Annotated in this window: 14 protein-coding genes, 7 tRNA genes and 1 riboswitch; of the genes, 13 read left to right on the forward strand and 8 right to left on the reverse strand. The window is 64.5% G+C overall.

Annotation, left to right across the window (positions count from 1 at the left end; all coding sequences use genetic code 11):
* The first annotated feature begins 24 nt into the window (after nt 1–24).
* On the forward strand, nt 25–1,146 hold the full coding sequence (locus M1D40_RS07195; protein WP_461170680.1) for an NAD-dependent epimerase/dehydratase family protein: 1,122 nt from the start codon (nt 25–27) through the stop codon (nt 1,144–1,146).
* 191 nt (nt 1,147–1,337) lie between these two features.
* On the opposite strand, the gene M1D40_RS07200 is transcribed toward M1D40_RS07195, so the two are convergent.
* From M1D40_RS07200 to M1D40_RS07235, 8 genes are all read right to left on the reverse strand, one after another.
* Nucleotides 1,338–1,595, reverse strand: a complete 258-nt coding sequence (locus tag M1D40_RS07200; RefSeq protein WP_341392732.1) for an antitoxin — start codon at nt 1,593–1,595, stop codon at nt 1,338–1,340.
* 118 nt (nt 1,596–1,713) lie between these two features.
* Entirely contained in the window at nt 1,714–3,249 is a 1,536-nt protein-coding gene (locus M1D40_RS07205) for an HNH endonuclease signature motif containing protein (protein WP_461170681.1), read from the reverse strand.
* Between the two features lie 572 nt (nt 3,250–3,821).
* Nucleotides 3,822–3,895: transfer RNA gene (locus M1D40_RS07210), tRNA-Gly, on the reverse strand.
* A 25-nt stretch (nt 3,896–3,920) separates the two neighbouring features.
* Nucleotides 3,921–3,992: transfer RNA gene (locus M1D40_RS07215), tRNA-Val, on the reverse strand.
* Nucleotides 3,993–4,037: 45 nt separating this feature from the next.
* Nucleotides 4,038–4,111: transfer RNA gene (locus M1D40_RS07220), tRNA-Gly, on the reverse strand.
* 37 nt (nt 4,112–4,148) lie between these two features.
* Nucleotides 4,149–4,220: transfer RNA gene (locus M1D40_RS07225), tRNA-Val, on the reverse strand.
* A gap of 25 nt (nt 4,221–4,245) precedes the next feature.
* Nucleotides 4,246–4,319 (reverse strand) — tRNA-Cys (locus tag M1D40_RS07230).
* A 61-nt stretch (nt 4,320–4,380) separates the two neighbouring features.
* Nucleotides 4,381–4,454, reverse strand: a tRNA-Gly gene (locus M1D40_RS07235).
* Between the two features lie 284 nt (nt 4,455–4,738).
* On the opposite strand from M1D40_RS07235, the gene M1D40_RS07240 reads away from it, so the two are divergent.
* From M1D40_RS07240 to ribH, 12 genes are all read left to right on the forward strand, one after another.
* Nucleotides 4,739–4,975 carry a hypothetical protein gene (locus M1D40_RS07240; protein WP_461170682.1) on the forward strand — a complete coding sequence of 79 codons (237 nt, stop codon included), beginning with the start codon at nt 4,739–4,741 and terminating at the stop codon, nt 4,973–4,975.
* 98 nt (nt 4,976–5,073) lie between these two features.
* Nucleotides 5,074–5,148, forward strand: a tRNA-Val gene (locus tag M1D40_RS07245).
* 486 nt (nt 5,149–5,634) lie between these two features.
* Nucleotides 5,635–6,516, forward strand: coding sequence for a cytochrome (locus tag M1D40_RS07250; RefSeq protein WP_461170683.1), 882 nt, complete (start codon nt 5,635–5,637; stop codon nt 6,514–6,516).
* Nucleotides 6,517–6,750: 234 nt separating this feature from the next.
* On the forward strand, nt 6,751–7,368 hold the full coding sequence (def, locus tag M1D40_RS07255; protein WP_461170684.1) for a peptide deformylase: 618 nt from the start codon (nt 6,751–6,753) through the stop codon (nt 7,366–7,368).
* Between the two features lie 12 nt (nt 7,369–7,380).
* Nucleotides 7,381–8,310 carry a methionyl-tRNA formyltransferase gene (gene fmt / locus M1D40_RS07260; RefSeq protein ID WP_461171023.1) on the forward strand — a complete coding sequence of 310 codons (930 nt, stop codon included), beginning with the start codon at nt 7,381–7,383 and terminating at the stop codon, nt 8,308–8,310.
* Nucleotides 8,307–9,833: an RsmB/NOP family class I SAM-dependent RNA methyltransferase gene (locus tag M1D40_RS07265; protein ID WP_461170685.1), complete on the forward strand. Its 1,527-nt coding sequence runs from the start codon at nt 8,307–8,309 to the stop codon at nt 9,831–9,833. The genes fmt and M1D40_RS07265 overlap by 4 nt, the downstream gene beginning before the upstream one ends.
* A 56-nt stretch (nt 9,834–9,889) precedes the next feature.
* The gene (rpe, locus tag M1D40_RS07270) at nt 9,890–10,558 is read left to right on the forward strand and encodes a ribulose-phosphate 3-epimerase (RefSeq protein WP_461170686.1); all 669 of its coding nucleotides are present in this window, start codon (nt 9,890–9,892) and stop codon (nt 10,556–10,558) included.
* A 157-nt stretch (nt 10,559–10,715) separates the two neighbouring features.
* Nucleotides 10,716–10,861: riboswitch (FMN riboswitch) on the forward strand.
* A 105-nt stretch (nt 10,862–10,966) separates the two neighbouring features.
* A complete protein-coding gene (gene pnuC, locus M1D40_RS07275) occupies nt 10,967–11,650 on the forward strand; it encodes a nicotinamide riboside transporter PnuC (RefSeq protein WP_341392739.1) in 684 nt (227 codons plus the stop codon).
* Nucleotides 11,650–12,840 (forward strand): bifunctional diaminohydroxyphosphoribosylaminopyrimidine deaminase/5-amino-6-(5-phosphoribosylamino)uracil reductase RibD, encoded by a 1,191-nt coding sequence (gene ribD / locus M1D40_RS07280; RefSeq protein WP_461170687.1) that lies wholly within the window; start codon nt 11,650–11,652, stop codon nt 12,838–12,840. The genes pnuC and ribD overlap by 1 nt, the downstream gene beginning before the upstream one ends.
* Before the next feature lie 19 nt (nt 12,841–12,859).
* Nucleotides 12,860–13,525 (forward strand): riboflavin synthase, encoded by a 666-nt coding sequence (locus M1D40_RS07285; protein ID WP_341392741.1) that lies wholly within the window; start codon nt 12,860–12,862, stop codon nt 13,523–13,525.
* Entirely contained in the window at nt 13,522–14,808 is a 1,287-nt protein-coding gene (gene ribB / locus M1D40_RS07290; protein WP_461170688.1) for a 3,4-dihydroxy-2-butanone-4-phosphate synthase, read from the forward strand. The genes M1D40_RS07285 and ribB overlap by 4 nt, the downstream gene beginning before the upstream one ends.
* 107 nt (nt 14,809–14,915) lie before the next feature.
* Nucleotides 14,916–15,398 carry a 6,7-dimethyl-8-ribityllumazine synthase gene (gene ribH / locus M1D40_RS07295; RefSeq protein WP_461170689.1) on the forward strand — a complete coding sequence of 161 codons (483 nt, stop codon included), beginning with the start codon at nt 14,916–14,918 and terminating at the stop codon, nt 15,396–15,398.
* The last annotated feature ends 10 nt before the right edge of the window (nt 15,399–15,408 follow it).

Genomic DNA, 15,408 nt, shown 5'->3' on the forward strand with positions numbered 1-15,408 from the left:
ACTGGCGGCAAAGATGGGGGTCTTGTGCGCAGAGCAATTGTCTTGGGTGGCAGCGGACTGATTGGCCGTGCCGTTGCGCGGCGGCTTTTGTCGTCCGGCTGGGAAGTCCACATCACCGGCAGAGCGCTGTCCCGTGTTCCTGCGGATCTCATCGCTTTGGGTGCAGCATTTCATGCAGTCGAGCGCAGCGACTCCAGGGCACTGCAGCAACTTGTGGGTTCGGGTGCGGATCTGCTTGTGGATTGCCTGTGTTTCACTGCTGCTGATGCCCGGCAGCTTCTTCCGTTTCTGGACGATGTTGGGTCGTCTGTCATGCTCTCCAGCAAGGCTGTTTACGTTGACTCGCTTGGGCGGCATGTGAATTCTCCCGGCCGGCCTGTCTTTTCCGGTCCTATCGCCGAAGACCAGCCCACTGTCGCTCCGGGCAACGGCTACTTTGACTCTCCCGAAGGATATGGAAGCAACAAGGTAGCAGCCGAGCAGGTGCTCCTGGACAGCGGTTGTCCGGTCACTGTTCTTCGGGCCTCAAAGGTGCATGGCGAGGGCGCCTCTCCAGCCCGTGAATGGGTTTTCGTCCGTCGTGTTCTGGATGCCCGAAAAGCCGTATTTTTGGCTGCCTCAGGTTCCGGTGTCGACCATACGACGGCAGCTGTGAATGCTGCTGCACTGGTGGAGGTTGTTGCGTTGCATCCCGGTAGGCGGATCCTCAACAGCGCGGATCCTGATGCTCCCAGTGCGCTGGAGATTTCTCGTAGTGTTGCAGCCTATTTCGGACACCAGTGGGAGGAGGTGCTTCTCTCCGGCGAAACTGAGTCTGTGGGCAGTGCAGGCAGGGCTCGTAGTCGTGACAGCGGTGTCGGCGGTGTCGGCGGCGTGGATGCCGGTGCAGGGGGAGTAGTGCCGAGTGAGCGTGTGCAGCTTGGGTCCCATCCGTGGGAGAGCGCTGCGCCTATCATTCTGGATACCCGGGCGTCTCAGGAGCTGGGTTACGTTCCTGTCGGCGACTATGCGGATACTGTCCAAAATGAACTGGAGTGGCTTTCCAAGAGTGCAGATGATCCTCGCTATGCAGCCGACCGCTTGGAGTTCTTCAACCGGTACGTTGATTATGCTGCGGAAGATCGGTTTATGGCTGAACGGCAGTGACGAGGCTGTCTTGTACCAGCGTCAGTAGCAGGCTTATAAGCGGCAGGTCTGGACGAGGCCGTTGGTGCCGCCGGCTGCTGCGACGGCAGACCTCGTCCAGCGCCAGGACCTACTCGCTGAACTGAGATTAAATGACGAGGGTCCCGGTGCCGCCTCTCGGCGGGACCGGGACCCTTGTCGTGCTCTGGAGCTTATGCGGCCGGAGGAATCGGTCCGGAGTCGGTCCCGGAGTCCGGGCCCTGCTTGCGGTCGACCTTGTCTACCGCTTCAGAGGCCTTGCTCTGAAAACCATCGATCTTGTCGGAGTACTTGCCGCCGGTCCTCTGATCGACAAACTTTCCTGCGTGACCGATGCCACCCTTAATCTTGTCGGCGTTTTCGCCCACAAGCTCGGTAGCCTTGTCCTTCAGCTCTCCGGCCTTGCCCTTGAGCCCGTCAAATACAGACACGGACCACCTCCTTTCGCAGGGGAAACCATACGTTTCCCGTTCGTTTCAATGGTAAGCCCCCTGACCAGCTTGGCCAAGGACTGAGAGTTTGGGGGACTGGAGTCATTGCGCGGCATGCTCACACGACCTGCCGGTGAGGGCGAAGGGGATGGAAGTAGGTGTTGCGCAACGGCGCTTGAAATGGGTCTACATAGGTCGGAGGAACGAACCAGGGAACGCCGCGAGTGACGCGGATGCGCCATTTTTCCCGATGGATCAGGTGATGGTGGAATCCGCACAGCAGGACGCCGTTGTCGGTGCTGGTTGGTCCTCCGCGGGAGTGATATTCGATGTGGTGAGCCTCGCACCAGGGTGCAGGGGAGGTACAGCCAGGGAAGGCACAGCCGCCGTCCCTGGCAATGATCGCCTTTCGGAGGTGCGGCGGAAAATAGCGGGCTGCGGTCCCGACGTCTAGAACACGGCCTTCTCCGTTGAGGACAACCGGAATGATGTCGGCCTCGCACGCGATACGGCGGATCTGGTGAGCGGGAACTGGGCCGGTATAGGCCAGCGTGCCGGTTTCCGTTTTTCTGCTGACCCTGTCCCTGAGCTGTTCATACGGAATGATGGCCAAGACCTGTGGCTTGGCTCCTCCATTTGCCGGCAGCTGGCCTGAGGCCAGCGCCAGCTTGCAGGAAGCAACCAGCCCGTCCAGACACTTTTGCGGATATGTCCGAGGATCACGGGGTACAGCGCGTTCGGTGCCTTCCAGATCTTCACAAGCTCCGTTCGCTGGCAGGCCGGCACCGTTGCGGGGGTTGGCCTCGGGAGCCAGCACAGTCATGAGCGTTTCAAATTGATCGTCCGTGGCGAAAATATCTAAGCGGTGCAGTCCTCGGTACTTCCGACGAATGAATAGGCCCTGCAGTTCGGCTTTCTGCTGCTCCGTTGGTTCCGTTCCGTCCGGGTCCAGGTGATTGACCCATGCGCTAGCGACAACACTGAGCGCATCAAGATCCTGGCTGGCAGCCACATCGGTCAGAGCCGCCTCCATTGCTGCCCGATCCTCGGAAGTGCCGCAGCCTTGCACGTGTTTGATTGCCAGGCTCACGATTTGAGCCCCTTCACCGGATACTTCACCGCGAGAAGAACGTTCGGACAGCGCTGGCAGCTCAGAGCTGATGGGCTGGCCCGTTAGGGCCAAAGCCGGCGACAGCGCAGATCCTAGCCGGATCCGCTTCCAGGCTTCCCGTCGGCTAATTCGGAGTCGATGCCGCATATACTCCGCTGTGTTCTTGTATTCCTGCTGGACCTTCTCCGCAGCAGTAGCCCAGGAGAGCGATACCTCAGCGCAGATTCGTGCGCGGTCCAATGCTGCTGCGGCAGCTATCTGCATGTGGTCCACGAGCCGGGAGAGCTCCTCTGTAGCTGAGGCAAAGGCAACCAGGTCAGGGGGATCGAGGAGGGGGAGTGAGGTTTGGAGATTGAGAGAGATTCCCCGGGCAACGGCTGTGATTTGCTGCAGTTCGGCCGCGCCGGAGACACTGGTTGCTTCCGGCGACGGTAACAGTGTCGGATGAGCTGCCCATCCGTATTTAGGGCCGGTGGGCTCAGCGGCAACACATGGCCCTTGCAAAGGCGGCGGAACAGCGGTGCCGTTCTGGTCATCTTCCATACGATGAGCATTTCAGGAATGGTAAGCATGTTCGAACGTAGATTCGGATTTGTGGACAAATGGCGGCGTCTGGCAGTTCTCCAAGATGCTGTGGAGGAGAAAAGCGAAGGCGAAGATGGCGGAAAAGGTATGGTGCGTCCCGGGGGACTGGATGTCATGGCCCGCACCACCGCCGTCGGCTGTCGCCGCCACAGTGGCCGTGCCGCCAACCTGCCCGCCAGGCCCCGCTCCGAACCAGCCTCTCCCCGCCGACTTCCTCAACTTCCGACGTCGTCCGCCAGCGTCCGATCCGCCGACGTCTTCAATGACCGCCATCGTCCGCCAGGCCGCCACGCGAGCATCCCCGTGCACCACCTAGGGGCCCGCTCCGCCGCAGGGAGGGTGCATGAACCGTCGTCCGCTATGAACCGCCGTCCGCTTGCTTCCGCTACACGCAACCGGGGCCGCCGGCGTCGGCCGCAGTTAAAGCCGCAGTTAAGCCCAGTTAAACCAGTTAAACGCAGAAGGAGCAGACCTTTTGGCCTGCTCCTTCTGTTCGTCGCCCCGGAAAAATCCCGGTAAACAACTATGTGAGCGGACGACGGGATTCGAACCCGCGACATCCACCTTGGCAAGGTGGTGCTCTAGCCAGCTGAGCTACGTCCGCAAAACAAGACAGCCGAAACTGTCCGTGCGCGATACTGGGATCGAACCAGTGACCTCTTCCGTGTCAGGGAAGCGCGCTACCGCTGCGCCAATCGCGCTTGATGCATCAAGTCTCCCAGAGGAGACTCCGATGCAGTCAAGAGAGCGGACGACGGGATTCGAACCCGCGACATCCACCTTGGCAAGGTGGTGCTCTAGCCAGCTGAGCTACGTCCGCAAAAACACAGTTGTACGCCAAAAACGTCTAACTGTAGTGCGCGATACTGGGATCGAACCAGTGACCTCTTCCGTGTCAGGGAAGCGCGCTACCGCTGCGCCAATCGCGCCCAAAAGGGCTGTGCAAGTCCACCGTGGAGGTGGGGACGGGATTCGAACCCGCGTATACGGCTTTGCAGGCCGCTGCCTCGCCTCTCGGCCACCCCACCGTGACCACTGCATAAGCATAGGCCGACCAGTCAGAATCAACCGGTTTTACAGTGACTTGCGAGCGGACGACGGGATTCGAACCCGCGACATCCACCTTGGCAAGGTGGTGCTCTAGCCAGCTGAGCTACGTCCGCATGCTGAGAAAGTTAGTGTATTCGTCCCCGAATCGCTTTCGCTTTTCGCGGCGAACTCCCGCTTTCCAACGAAGAAAAACTCTACTGGACGTTTCGTGGTTCGTCCAATCGGGGGAAATTCGGACTTCGGCGAGGGGTGTTGCAAGCAGGTGCGCATCGTCGCAGGTGGGGCCGGAGAGGACCGGAGAAGGAGAGCGGAGAAGGAGAGCAGGTGCGGAGTCGGTCGTGCGGAACGACGACGGCGAAGTTGGCCGTGTGGAACGACGACGGCGAAGTTGGCCGTCGTGGAACGACGACGCCGGCGCCGGCCCGGTTCGATTGTCCGCGCCACTTCGATCGTCTGCCTCACAGGGGAGCGGCAGCGGGGGATCGGTGAGGCAGCCCGGGAGAACGACGACGGCAGCAGGAGCAGCGAGGCCACGGGGGAAGCCGGTACATTGAGCGAGACGGAACAGGGTGACGTCGGATGTCCGCGGCGAACCGAATCGGAACACGTGGAAGCAATTGGGAGCGACGTCTAAGGCGGAGGAGAAGCCGGGAGGCGGCACCGGTTTGGAGTCCGCTCCAAACTGGGCTAGCATCTTTAGACGTTGCGGTTGTGAAAACAATTGCAGCATGGGGGCGATTGGCGCAGTGGTAGCGCGCTTCGTTCACACCGAAGAGGTCACTGGTTCGAACCCAGTATCGCCCACCAAAAGTTTGAAAGTATGAGTTCTACGAAGAGGCCCTGCGGGGCCTCTTTTTGTTTTACGCTGCCGGTCGTTCTTCCTCGCGCGACTGATAGGTGCCTGATAGAACGGCATTTCCTTTACCGGCTCACTTCACGGCTCAAGAATTTGTGGCACGGCCCCAGAATTAGCAGCCACCAAAAGTCTTCGGACAAAAGGTCAGCGGACCACTGCATGTAGACCGATGCATGCCACGAGGGAACGGGCTCGGATCAAGGTGCCGGATTGCGGCTGGGAGGATTGCGGCTGGGGATGGTTTGGGGTGCGGCGACGGCTCGTGCAGCGGACGTGGCCTTGCCCGAGACTCCCAGGTACTGCAGCGGACGTTCCCAAAAGCCAGGACCGCAGGACGGGAGACCGAGGGACACCGCCGAGCTCCCCGGCCCGACCTGCGGGAATCGCCCGGATGCCCGTTTTGCCTAAAGGTCGGTGCCGGATGACAAACTGAAGATATGACTGAACCAGCTCTGGCACATTCAACGGAATTTGGGCGGATGTACTCCCGCTCCCTCTCGGAACCGCCGACGGTACCTTCCATCACCACTGTCATAGCCCAGGGCGCCACTTCGCTTGATGGCTGGCACGGCCACATGGCAGCAAACGCCGTCATCAAGGATCCCAAGCTGGCGGCAAGTCTGGGCAATCCGGGAGCATTGCGCAACGTCGCTAAAGAAGCGTCACGTGCATCCGAACGCTACCGGGACAAAGCCGCAGAACGCGGAACGCGGGTGCACTTCTACTGCGAGCAGGTATCGCTGCGTGCACTGAACCTTCCGCACGAGCTAGAAGCTGCACGCACCGCCCTTCAGGAACACGGCGAGCACCAGTTTGCGGACCGTTTTGACGAGTGGTGGGACCTCTACCAGGTTGAGCCCCTGGCACCGGAAATCACCGTATGGAATGACGAGCTGGGGTACGCCGGAACGCTCGACCTCGTGGCACGAATCAACGGCAGGCTCTGCCTGATCGACTACAAAACCAAGAACACAGACCGCGACGGCCAGGTTAAGCCACTGGATGACAAGGTGGTCATGCAGCTCGTGGCCGGAATGAAAGCCAAAGAATCCCTCGTTGATGCCGGAAAGGGCATGTGGGAGCCCTGGGCCTACGGGGAGGATCCGCTGCTGCTCGGCGTTGCCATCGGCCAGACCGAAGTCCGGCCGATGCGCGCCAATCCGGCGGTCCTGCCACAGCACTGGTTCAAGTTCTGCGCCCTCCGCAGACTGTGGCAAACCTCGTACGACGTCGCAGCCGCCGGACGCGCGCTCCTTCCCATCGCGCCGCCCCCGGTCGGTGCCCATGCAGTGTCGATGCCCCAGCCGTCCGTGCCCTAGGTTTGAACTCAAGGACAACTGTCCCGCCGAGCGGTAGCTTTAGCCGCTCCAGCCACTCCAGGACTCGCTGCTATGGAACGCCGGGGCTCGCTTCACCGAGCGTCAAGTCCGGCTGAGCCGCAGAACCGGACCCACCCGGGGTGCTTCCTGTGCCCGGGGGCACTGCAGCAGGCACGGTCCAACTAGACTGGTGGGTGGACAGAGTCAGCAGCAACAGTAAGGAATCAACCCTAGATGGCAATCCTGAACATCCGGATTATCGGCGACCCGGTCCTGCGGACCCCTGCCGAGGAAGTCACGGACTTCGGGCCTGAACTGGCCAAGCTCGTCGCCGACATGGAAGAGACGATGGAGGACGTTGAGGGCGCAGGCCTTGCGGCTCCGCAGGTGGGCGTCAGCCTCCGGGTCTTCACCTACCGAATCGACGGCCAGGCCGGACACGTGGTCAATCCCGTGCTTGAGCTGAGCGAAGACCGCCAGGAAGACCAGATGGAGGGCTGCCTGTCGATCCCCGGACTGGGCTACCCGGTACCGCGGTACCGCTGGACCAGAGTGACCGGCGTCGATAAGGACGGCAACCACGTCAGCATTGAGGGTGAAGGCATGCTGGCCCGCGCCTTCCAGCACGAAACAGACCACTTGGACGGCGTGCTGTACATCGACCGGCTGGAGGGGGAGAACCGCAAGAAGGCACTCCGCGCCATCCGACAGGCGGACTACGACGCGATTGCAGGACGCACGACGGCGGAGCGCGCCCAGACGGTCGGCTCGGCCTTTGGTGCCGGAGCCTCCTTCGGCGGCGGCGCCGGCCGCGGCACCTTCGGGGCCTCGGGCACCGGCGGACAGGCCTAGCCGCCCGTGAGCATGCGCGTACTTTTCGCCGGAACCCCCGCCGTCGCCGTCCCCTCCCTGAACACCCTGCTGGAAGCGGGGTTCGACGTCGTTGCCGTACTGACCCGCCCCGACGCACCTCTCGGGCGCAAACGCACCCTCACGCCGTCGCCCGTTGCTGCCCGCGCTGAGGAACTGGGCCTGCCGGTTATCCGTGCGGCAAAGATCGACGACGACGCCGTCGCCGCCATCCGCGCGGCCAACCCGGACGTTGCAGCCATCGTGGCCTACGGCGGACTCATCCCCGAACGGGCGCTGACCATCCCCGAACACGGCTGGATCAACCTCCACTTTTCCCTGCTTCCCGCCTGGCGCGGCGCCGCACCCGTGCAGCACGCCGTCATCAACGGCGACGACGTCACCGGCGCCTCGACGTTCCTCCTGGAAAAGGGTCTCGACACCGGACCCGTGTACGGGCAGCTGACTGAAACCCTGTCGCCCGAAGACACCAGCGGCGCGCTGCTGGAACGGCTCTCCCACAGCGGCGCCGTCCTGCTCGCGCAGACGCTGTCGGCAATCGAGTCCGGTGCCGCGCACGCCGTTCCGCAGTCCGGTGACGTGACGCTCGCACCCAAACTTTCGATTGACGACGCGCGGGTGAACTGGAACCAGCCGGCGCTGGCCATCCGGCGCCGCATCAGCGGCGTAACCCCCGAGCCGGGGGCCTGGACCACCTGGGACGGCGCCCGGTTCAAGATCGGCACAGCAGCGCTGCGGCCGGACATCACCGATCTGGCCCCGGGCCAGGTCCGTTTTTCCGGAGGAGCGCAGGCAGCCGCAGTTGTTGGCACCGGATCCGCCGGCCTGGAACTGCTGCAGGTGCAGCCCGCCGGCAAGAAAATGATGCCGGGGGCCGACTGGGCCCGCGGCCTGGCCCACCGTGAGGACGTGGTCTTCGAATGACCCCCCAGAACAGCACTCCCCAGAACAGCACCCCCCGAAACAACAAACAGCGCAACGAAAAGGGCCACGAACGCAGCCGTCCGGCCGTGCGCAGCCGCACCGCGCAGGCACCGGGACAGCGCACGCGCGCCGCGGATCCGGCCCGACTGGTCGCCTTCGAAGTGCTGCGCGCCGTCTCCGAGGATGACGCGTACGCCAACCTCGTGCTGCCCAAGAGCATCCGCAAGCACCAGCTCGACAAGCGCGATGCAGGCTTCGCCACGGAACTGGCCTACGGCGCACTGCGCGGCCAGGGCACCTACGATGCGATCCTTGCCAAATGCGTGGACCGTCCGCTGGAACGGCTGGACCCCGCCGTCCTTGACGCCCTGCGTATCGGCGCCCATCAGCTGCTGGCCATGCGCGTTCCGGCCCACGCTGCCCTTGACCAGACCGTCGGCCTGGCCCGCGCCGTCATCGGAGCCGGACCCTCGGCTCTGATCAATGCAGTGCTGCGAAAAGTAGCCGCACGGGACCTGGAAACCTGGGTTGCGGAACTGACCCGGGACGAAACGGATGCAACCCGACGGGCAGCAATTGAGCACAGCCACCCGGAGTGGATTGTCCGGGCCCTCCGGCAGTCCCTGGTCGCCCACGGCCGCAACGTCGAGGAAATCACGGACCTGCTCAAGGCCGATAACGACGCCCCCGTGGTGAACCTGGTGGCTCTGCCCGGGCTGGGAAACCTGGATGAGGCGCGGGAATCCGGAGCTGTTGACGGCGAACTGGTCGAGGGCTCGGCCCTGTACTCTGCGGGCGACGTCGGACGCCTGGTTTCGGTGCGGGCCGGCACCACCCGCGTGCAGGACGCCGGCTCACAGCTGGTTGCACGCGCGCTGGCCGCCGTGGACATCGGCGACCGCACCGCTGACGGCAGCCGCGACGGCGAACAGTGGCTGGACCTGTGCGCCGGACCCGGCGGCAAGGCCGCACTGCTGGCCGCCCTGGCCAATGAGAAGGGTGCCATCCTGCTGGCCAACGAACCCGCAGCGCACCGCGCCAAACTGGTCCAGCAGGCACTGGAAGCTGTTCCCGGAGACGTCTGGGATGTCCGCACCGGAGACGGCCGCAGCATCGCGGAGCAGTACCCGGACACCTTTGACCGCGTTCTCGTGGACGCTCCGTGCACCGGCCTAGGAGCACTGCGGCGCCGGCCGGAATCCCGCTGGCGCCGGAAGCCTTCAGATGTGGGGGAGTTGGGTGCACTGCAGCGTGAACTGCTCACTGCCGCCGTTGACGCCGTGAAGGCAGGCGGCGTGGTGGCGTACGTGACCTGCTCGCCGCACCCGGCCGAGACCACCGCCGTCGTCACCGATGTGCTGCGCCTGCGCAACGACCTGGAACTGCTCGACGCCGGCGCCGCACTCGACGGCGTCAGCCTGACCGGAAACCTGGGCGCCGGGCACGAGTCCACCGCGCAGCTCTGGCCCCACATCCACGCGACCGATGCCATGTTCCTGGCCCTGATCCGCCGCAAGCCCTGATTTCGGCAAGCCCTGATTTCAGCAAGCTTCGATTCAGTAAGTCCACTAGGAGAACCATGAGTAAGTGCTGCATTAATCCGAGCATCCTTTCGGCCGACTTCGTTAACCTGCAGGCCGAGCTGGAGCGGATCAGTACCGCCGACGCCGTTCACGTGGACGTGATGGACAACCACTTTGTGCCGAACCTGACCCTGGGTCTGCCTGTGGTGCAGCGGATCCAGGAGGTCAGTGCGCTGCCGCTGGACGCGCACCTGATGATTTCCGACGCCGACCGCTGGGCCCCCGCCTATGCCGAGCTGGGCCTGGCGTCAGTGACGTTCCACGTGGAGGCAGCAACCGCACCCATCAAGCTGGCGCGGGATATCCGTGACCGCGGGGCGAAGGCCGGCATGGCGCTGCGCCCGGCCACGCCGGTGGAGCCGTACCTGGATATGCTCTCTGAACTGGACATGCTCCTGATCATGACCGTGGAGCCGGGCTTCGGCGGCCAGAAGTTCCTGGACGTCACTCTGCCGAAGATCCGGCGTGCTGCCGAAGCCGTCCGCGGCTCCGGCCTGCCGCTGGCCATCCAGGTGGACGGCGGCATCTCCGCAGACACGATTGAGCGTGCGGCCGAGGCCGGCGCCAACGTGTTTGTCGCCGGATCGGCCGTCTACGGCAGCGGGGACCCCAACGAGGCCATCAGCAAGCTGCGCGCCGCCGCGGAAGCGGTGTCCGCCGGCTAACAGCGCAGCAGAATCCCGCACCGGAGCAAAGCCCCTGCCGTCCCAGAGCCGTCACCGGCGCGGCGCCGCAGCCGCACTCTAAACGTGACGAAGATTACTTTAGACTTCAAGGGAATTGGTGCTCAGCCGGCGGGGCTGTGTAAGAATGGATTTAACAATCGTGCTCCGGGGTCGGTGTAATTCCGAACCGGCGGTTATAGTCCGCGACCCGCACTGCAGCTCCCGAACCTCGGGAAAAGCGGTGCGGTTGAACTGGTGAAATTCCGGTACCGACAGTTAAAGTCTGGATGGGAGAAGCACGTGCAGTTTGTTGAACCGACGGTTAAACGTCCCGCAAGCGCGGACGTCTAACCTCGATGCACCGTACTGTCGTACCCCCGGAGCCGCCGCTAAGGGGATAGGAACGACATGGATTTTTTGCGGTGGCTCTTTGACGCTCAGGTACCGGTGGGGTCTTCTTCCCTGCTGATCCGTGAGGTCGTAGGCAACATCTTCGGGCTCCTCAGTGCCTTCGGCGGTATGCGCCGAAAAATCTGGGCCTGGCCGGTGGGCATCATCGGCAACCTTCTCCTCCTCACCGTTTTCCTCGGCTCCCTGTTTGGGTCCGCTGAATCCGCAACCCTCCTGGGACAAGCCGGCCGGCAGATCATGTTTATCGCCGTCGCAATCTACGGCTGGCGGCGCTGGAAGCAGAGCCAGAATAACGACGGCGAGGCAGTGACTCCGCAGTGGGCCTCCGGCAAGGAACGCATCGGCTTGGTGGCCGCACTGCTGATCGGCACGGTGGCCCTGACCCCGGTCTTCGCCCGCCTGGGCTCCTACGAACCGGTCTGGGCCGACGCCTGGACCTTCGTCGGTTCTCTGCTGGCCACCTACGGGATGGCCAAGGGATGGGTCGAATTCTGGCTGATCTGGGTGGCGGTCGACATCGTCGGGGTACCGCTGCTGTTCAGTGCCGGCTACTACGCCACGGCCTTTATGTACCTGTTCTACGGCATCTTCACGCTGATCGGTTTCTTTGTCTGGTGGCGGGCCAAGAACAACGAAAAGCCTAAGGTTGATGTCCTGATGCCGGATCCGAGGGTCCGCTAATGGCGGGACCGCAGGGTCCGTTGGGAACAGGGCCGGACGACGGCGGCGGCACGCTCCCGCGGCCCGGCTTGCTCCGAGCAGGCGACGACGACGGCGGCGGCACACTCGCGCCGCCCGGCTCCGGGTCACTGCCGGACACGATCACGGAAACCGAAGCCATGGTCCGCGCCCTGGAACTGGCGCGCCGCGGGGTGCGGGGGGCCAATCCGCTGGTGGGAGCCGTGATCCTGGGCCATGCCGGAGAGGTCCTGAGCACCGGCTACCACCGCGGCGCCGGCACCCCGCACGCCGAAGCCGATGCATTGGCTGCAGCGGCAGCCGCCGGAGCCGACGTCGCAGGAGCCACCATCGTGGTGACACTGGAGCCATGCAACCACACCGGACGGACCGGACCCTGCACGCAGGCGATACTGAAGGCCGGGATAACCCGCGTGGTGTACGCGGCAGCTGACCCAACCGCTGAAGCCTCTGGCGGCGCCGCAACCCTGGCCGCAGCCGGAGTCCAGACAAGCGGCGGCCTGATGGCTGCAGAGTCCGGAGAACTGAACCACCGCTGGATCCGCGCCATGCAGGAACAACGACCTTTCGTTACGGTCAAGATTGCGCAGTCCCTGGACGGAAGGACCGCAGCCGAAGACGGCACGAGCCAGTGGATTACCGGCAGTGCCGCCCGGACCGACGGGCACACCATCCGCTCCCGGGCGGACGCCGTCGTCGTCGGAACCGGAACCGTGCTGGCCGATGACCCGCAGCTGACCGCGCGTGATGAGCTGGGCGGGGCAGCACCGCGGCAGCCGCTGCGTGTCGCCGTCGGGCACCGTCCGGTTCCCGCCGATGCGGCTATCCGCGGCACCGACAACCGCTTCCTGCAGTTGGCCGAGCATGACCCGGCCGCCATCTGCCGGGAACTGTACAGCCGCGGCGTACGCCACCTGATGGTCGAGGGCGGGGCCACCGTTGCGGGCGCTTTCCTGCGCGACGGCCTCACCGACGAGCTGGTGTCCTATGTGGCGCCGCTTCTGCTGGGCGCGGGCACTTCCGCGGTGGGTGCGCTTGGCGTGCACACCCTGGCCGATGCCTCCCGCTGGCGCTGGGACGAAACCGGCGGCGGTGCTGTGCGCCGCGAGGGACAGGACCTGAGGCTGCGGCTCGAACCGCTGCCGGCGTCCGGCGTCCTACCCGACAACTGATCACCTTAAGGACGAGAACATGTTTACCGGAATTGTGGCTGAACAGGGCAGCGTTGAATCCCTGGAACAGAACACCGCGGACGAGTCCGCAGTCCTGGTCATCAGTGCGCCGAAGACAGGAGCCGGGCTTGAACTTGGCGGCTCCATTGCAGTTAACGGCGTATGCCTCACCGCTACCGGCGTTGAGGGTGACCGGATCTCGCTCGATGTCATGGGCGAAACACTGGACCGCACCACCATCGGCGGGCTTCTTCCCGGCAGCACCGTGAACCTGGAGCGTTGTGTGCCCGCCGGCGGACGGTTGGACGGGCACGTGGTCCAGGGCCATGTGGACGGCGTGGGGCAGCTTCTCGAGCGCGAAAACCTTGGGAACTGGGACCGCCTGCGTTTCGCGGTTCCGCAGCGGCTGGCCCGCTACATCGCCGAAAAGGGATCCATCGCCGTAGACGGCGTCTCGCTCACCGTCACCGGGGTGAGCACCGCCGACGAACCGGAGCAGTGGTTTGAAGTGGGCCTGATCCCGACCACGCTCGCTGAAACCGGACTGGGCGGGCTGAAGCCCGGGGGAGCGGTCAACCTGGAAGTGGATGTGCTGGCCAAATACGCAGAGCGGCTGCTTGCGTTCACCAATCCCCGGAAGCCGCTGCACGCGGCGAACGGCCAGCGGGAAGGGGATGCCGCATGAGTATCCGCCTCGACGGCATAACTGCAGCAGTTGAAGCGATTGCCGCCGGCCGGCCGGTCGTGGTCGTGGATGATGAGGACCGCGAAAACGAAGGTGACATCATCTTTGCCGCGCAGCACGCCACACCGGAGCTGATGGGCTGGACGGTCCGTTACACCTCGGGTGTGATCTGCGTTCCGCTGCCGAACTCCTACGCCGACCGGCTGAAGCTGCCGCCCATGACCGAGGTGAACGAGGATGCCAAAGGAACCGCCTACACGGTCTCCTGCGATGCCGCCGCAGGCATCACCACAGGTATCAGCGCCGCCGACCGCGCGGTCACCTCGCGCGTGCTGGCCGACCCTGCCGCCGCGGCAGGGGAGCTGACCCGTCCGGGCCACATTTTCCCCCTTCGGGCGCACGACGACGGCGTCCGCGGGCGACGCGGCCACACCGAGGCGGCGGTGGAACTGGCCCGGCTGGCGGGCTGTACGCCGGTGGGCGTGATCGCTGAACTCGTCCATGACGAGGGGACCATGATGCGGTTGCCGGCCCTGCGCGAATTTGCCGACACGCACGGCGTACCGCTGGTATCCATCGAGGATCTCGTGGCCTATCTGGATGGGCTTGACGGGAGCGTCGGAGGGACCGCCGTCGTACCCGGCCCGGAAGTGCAGCTGCCCACCGCCTACGGAGATTTCACCGCCCGGGCCTGGACGGACCCGCGAACCGGGGCGGAGCACCTGAGTGTCTCGGCCCCGGGGACGGGGCTGCAGCAGGATATTGCCGCGGCGGGAGGGAACGGCAGCGGCACCCGTGCGCCGCTGGTGCGGCTGCACTCGGAATGCCTGACCGGGGATGTTTTTGGTTCGTACCGCTGCGACTGCGGCGAGCAGCTGGAGCAGGCGCTGGAATTGATTCAGCTGCACGGGGGTACCGTGATTTACCTGCGCGGACATGAGGGGCGCGGGATCGGACTGGCGAACAAACTGCGGGCGTACGCCCTGCAGGAAGCCGGCATGGACACTGTTGAGGCCAACGAGCAGCTGGGACTCCCGGTCGATTCGCGTGATTACCAGGCCGCCGCCGACATTCTGCGCACACTGGGACTGAACCGGATCCGCCTGCTGAGCAACAATCCGGCCAAACGGGACAGGCTGCAGCACTTCGGAGTCACGGTGGAAGCCATGGTTCCCTCCGAAGTGCCGATCCGGGCAGAAAACGAGCGCTACCTGCAGACCAAGCGGGACCGCATGGACCACCATCTGACCCTGTTGCGGACCCAGCCGGTCCGCCAGAGCTAGCCTGCCCATCAAAGTCTGCCGGAACGCCCTGCTCCCGGCAGTGCCCCTTGCCGGCGGCAGCAACCCACACCACCTGACAATTCCCGCACCACCATTAGGAGAAACCCATGAGCGGACACGGCGCACCCGAAAACGACGTCAGCAGCATCAAGGCCCAGGCCCTGAACATCAGGGTGGCAATTGTGGCGGCCAGCTGGCACACCGAGATTATGGACGGACTGATCGGCGGCGCGCTGCGCGCCGTGGAAGATGCCGGGCTGACCCCAAAGCTGATTCGGGTACCGGGCAGCTTCGAACTTCCCGTTGCCGCGGCCCGGCTGGCACCGCACTATGACGCGGTGGTGGCTCTCGGCGTCGTCATCCGCGGCGGCACCCCGCACTTTGACTACGTGTGCTCGGCGGCCACCACCGGCCTGACTGATGTCAGCGTCCAAACCGGGACGCCGATCGGCTTCGGGGTGCTCACCTGCGACACCGAGCAGCAGGGCCTGGACCGGGCCGGCCTGCCCGGCTCGTCTGAGGACAAGGGCTACGAAGCGGTGGCTGCGGCGGTTAACACGGTAGCGGCGCTGCGCGGCGCCGGCGTCTAGGGTGCAGTAG

Source organism: Arthrobacter sp. Z1-15 (assembly GCF_054792395.1).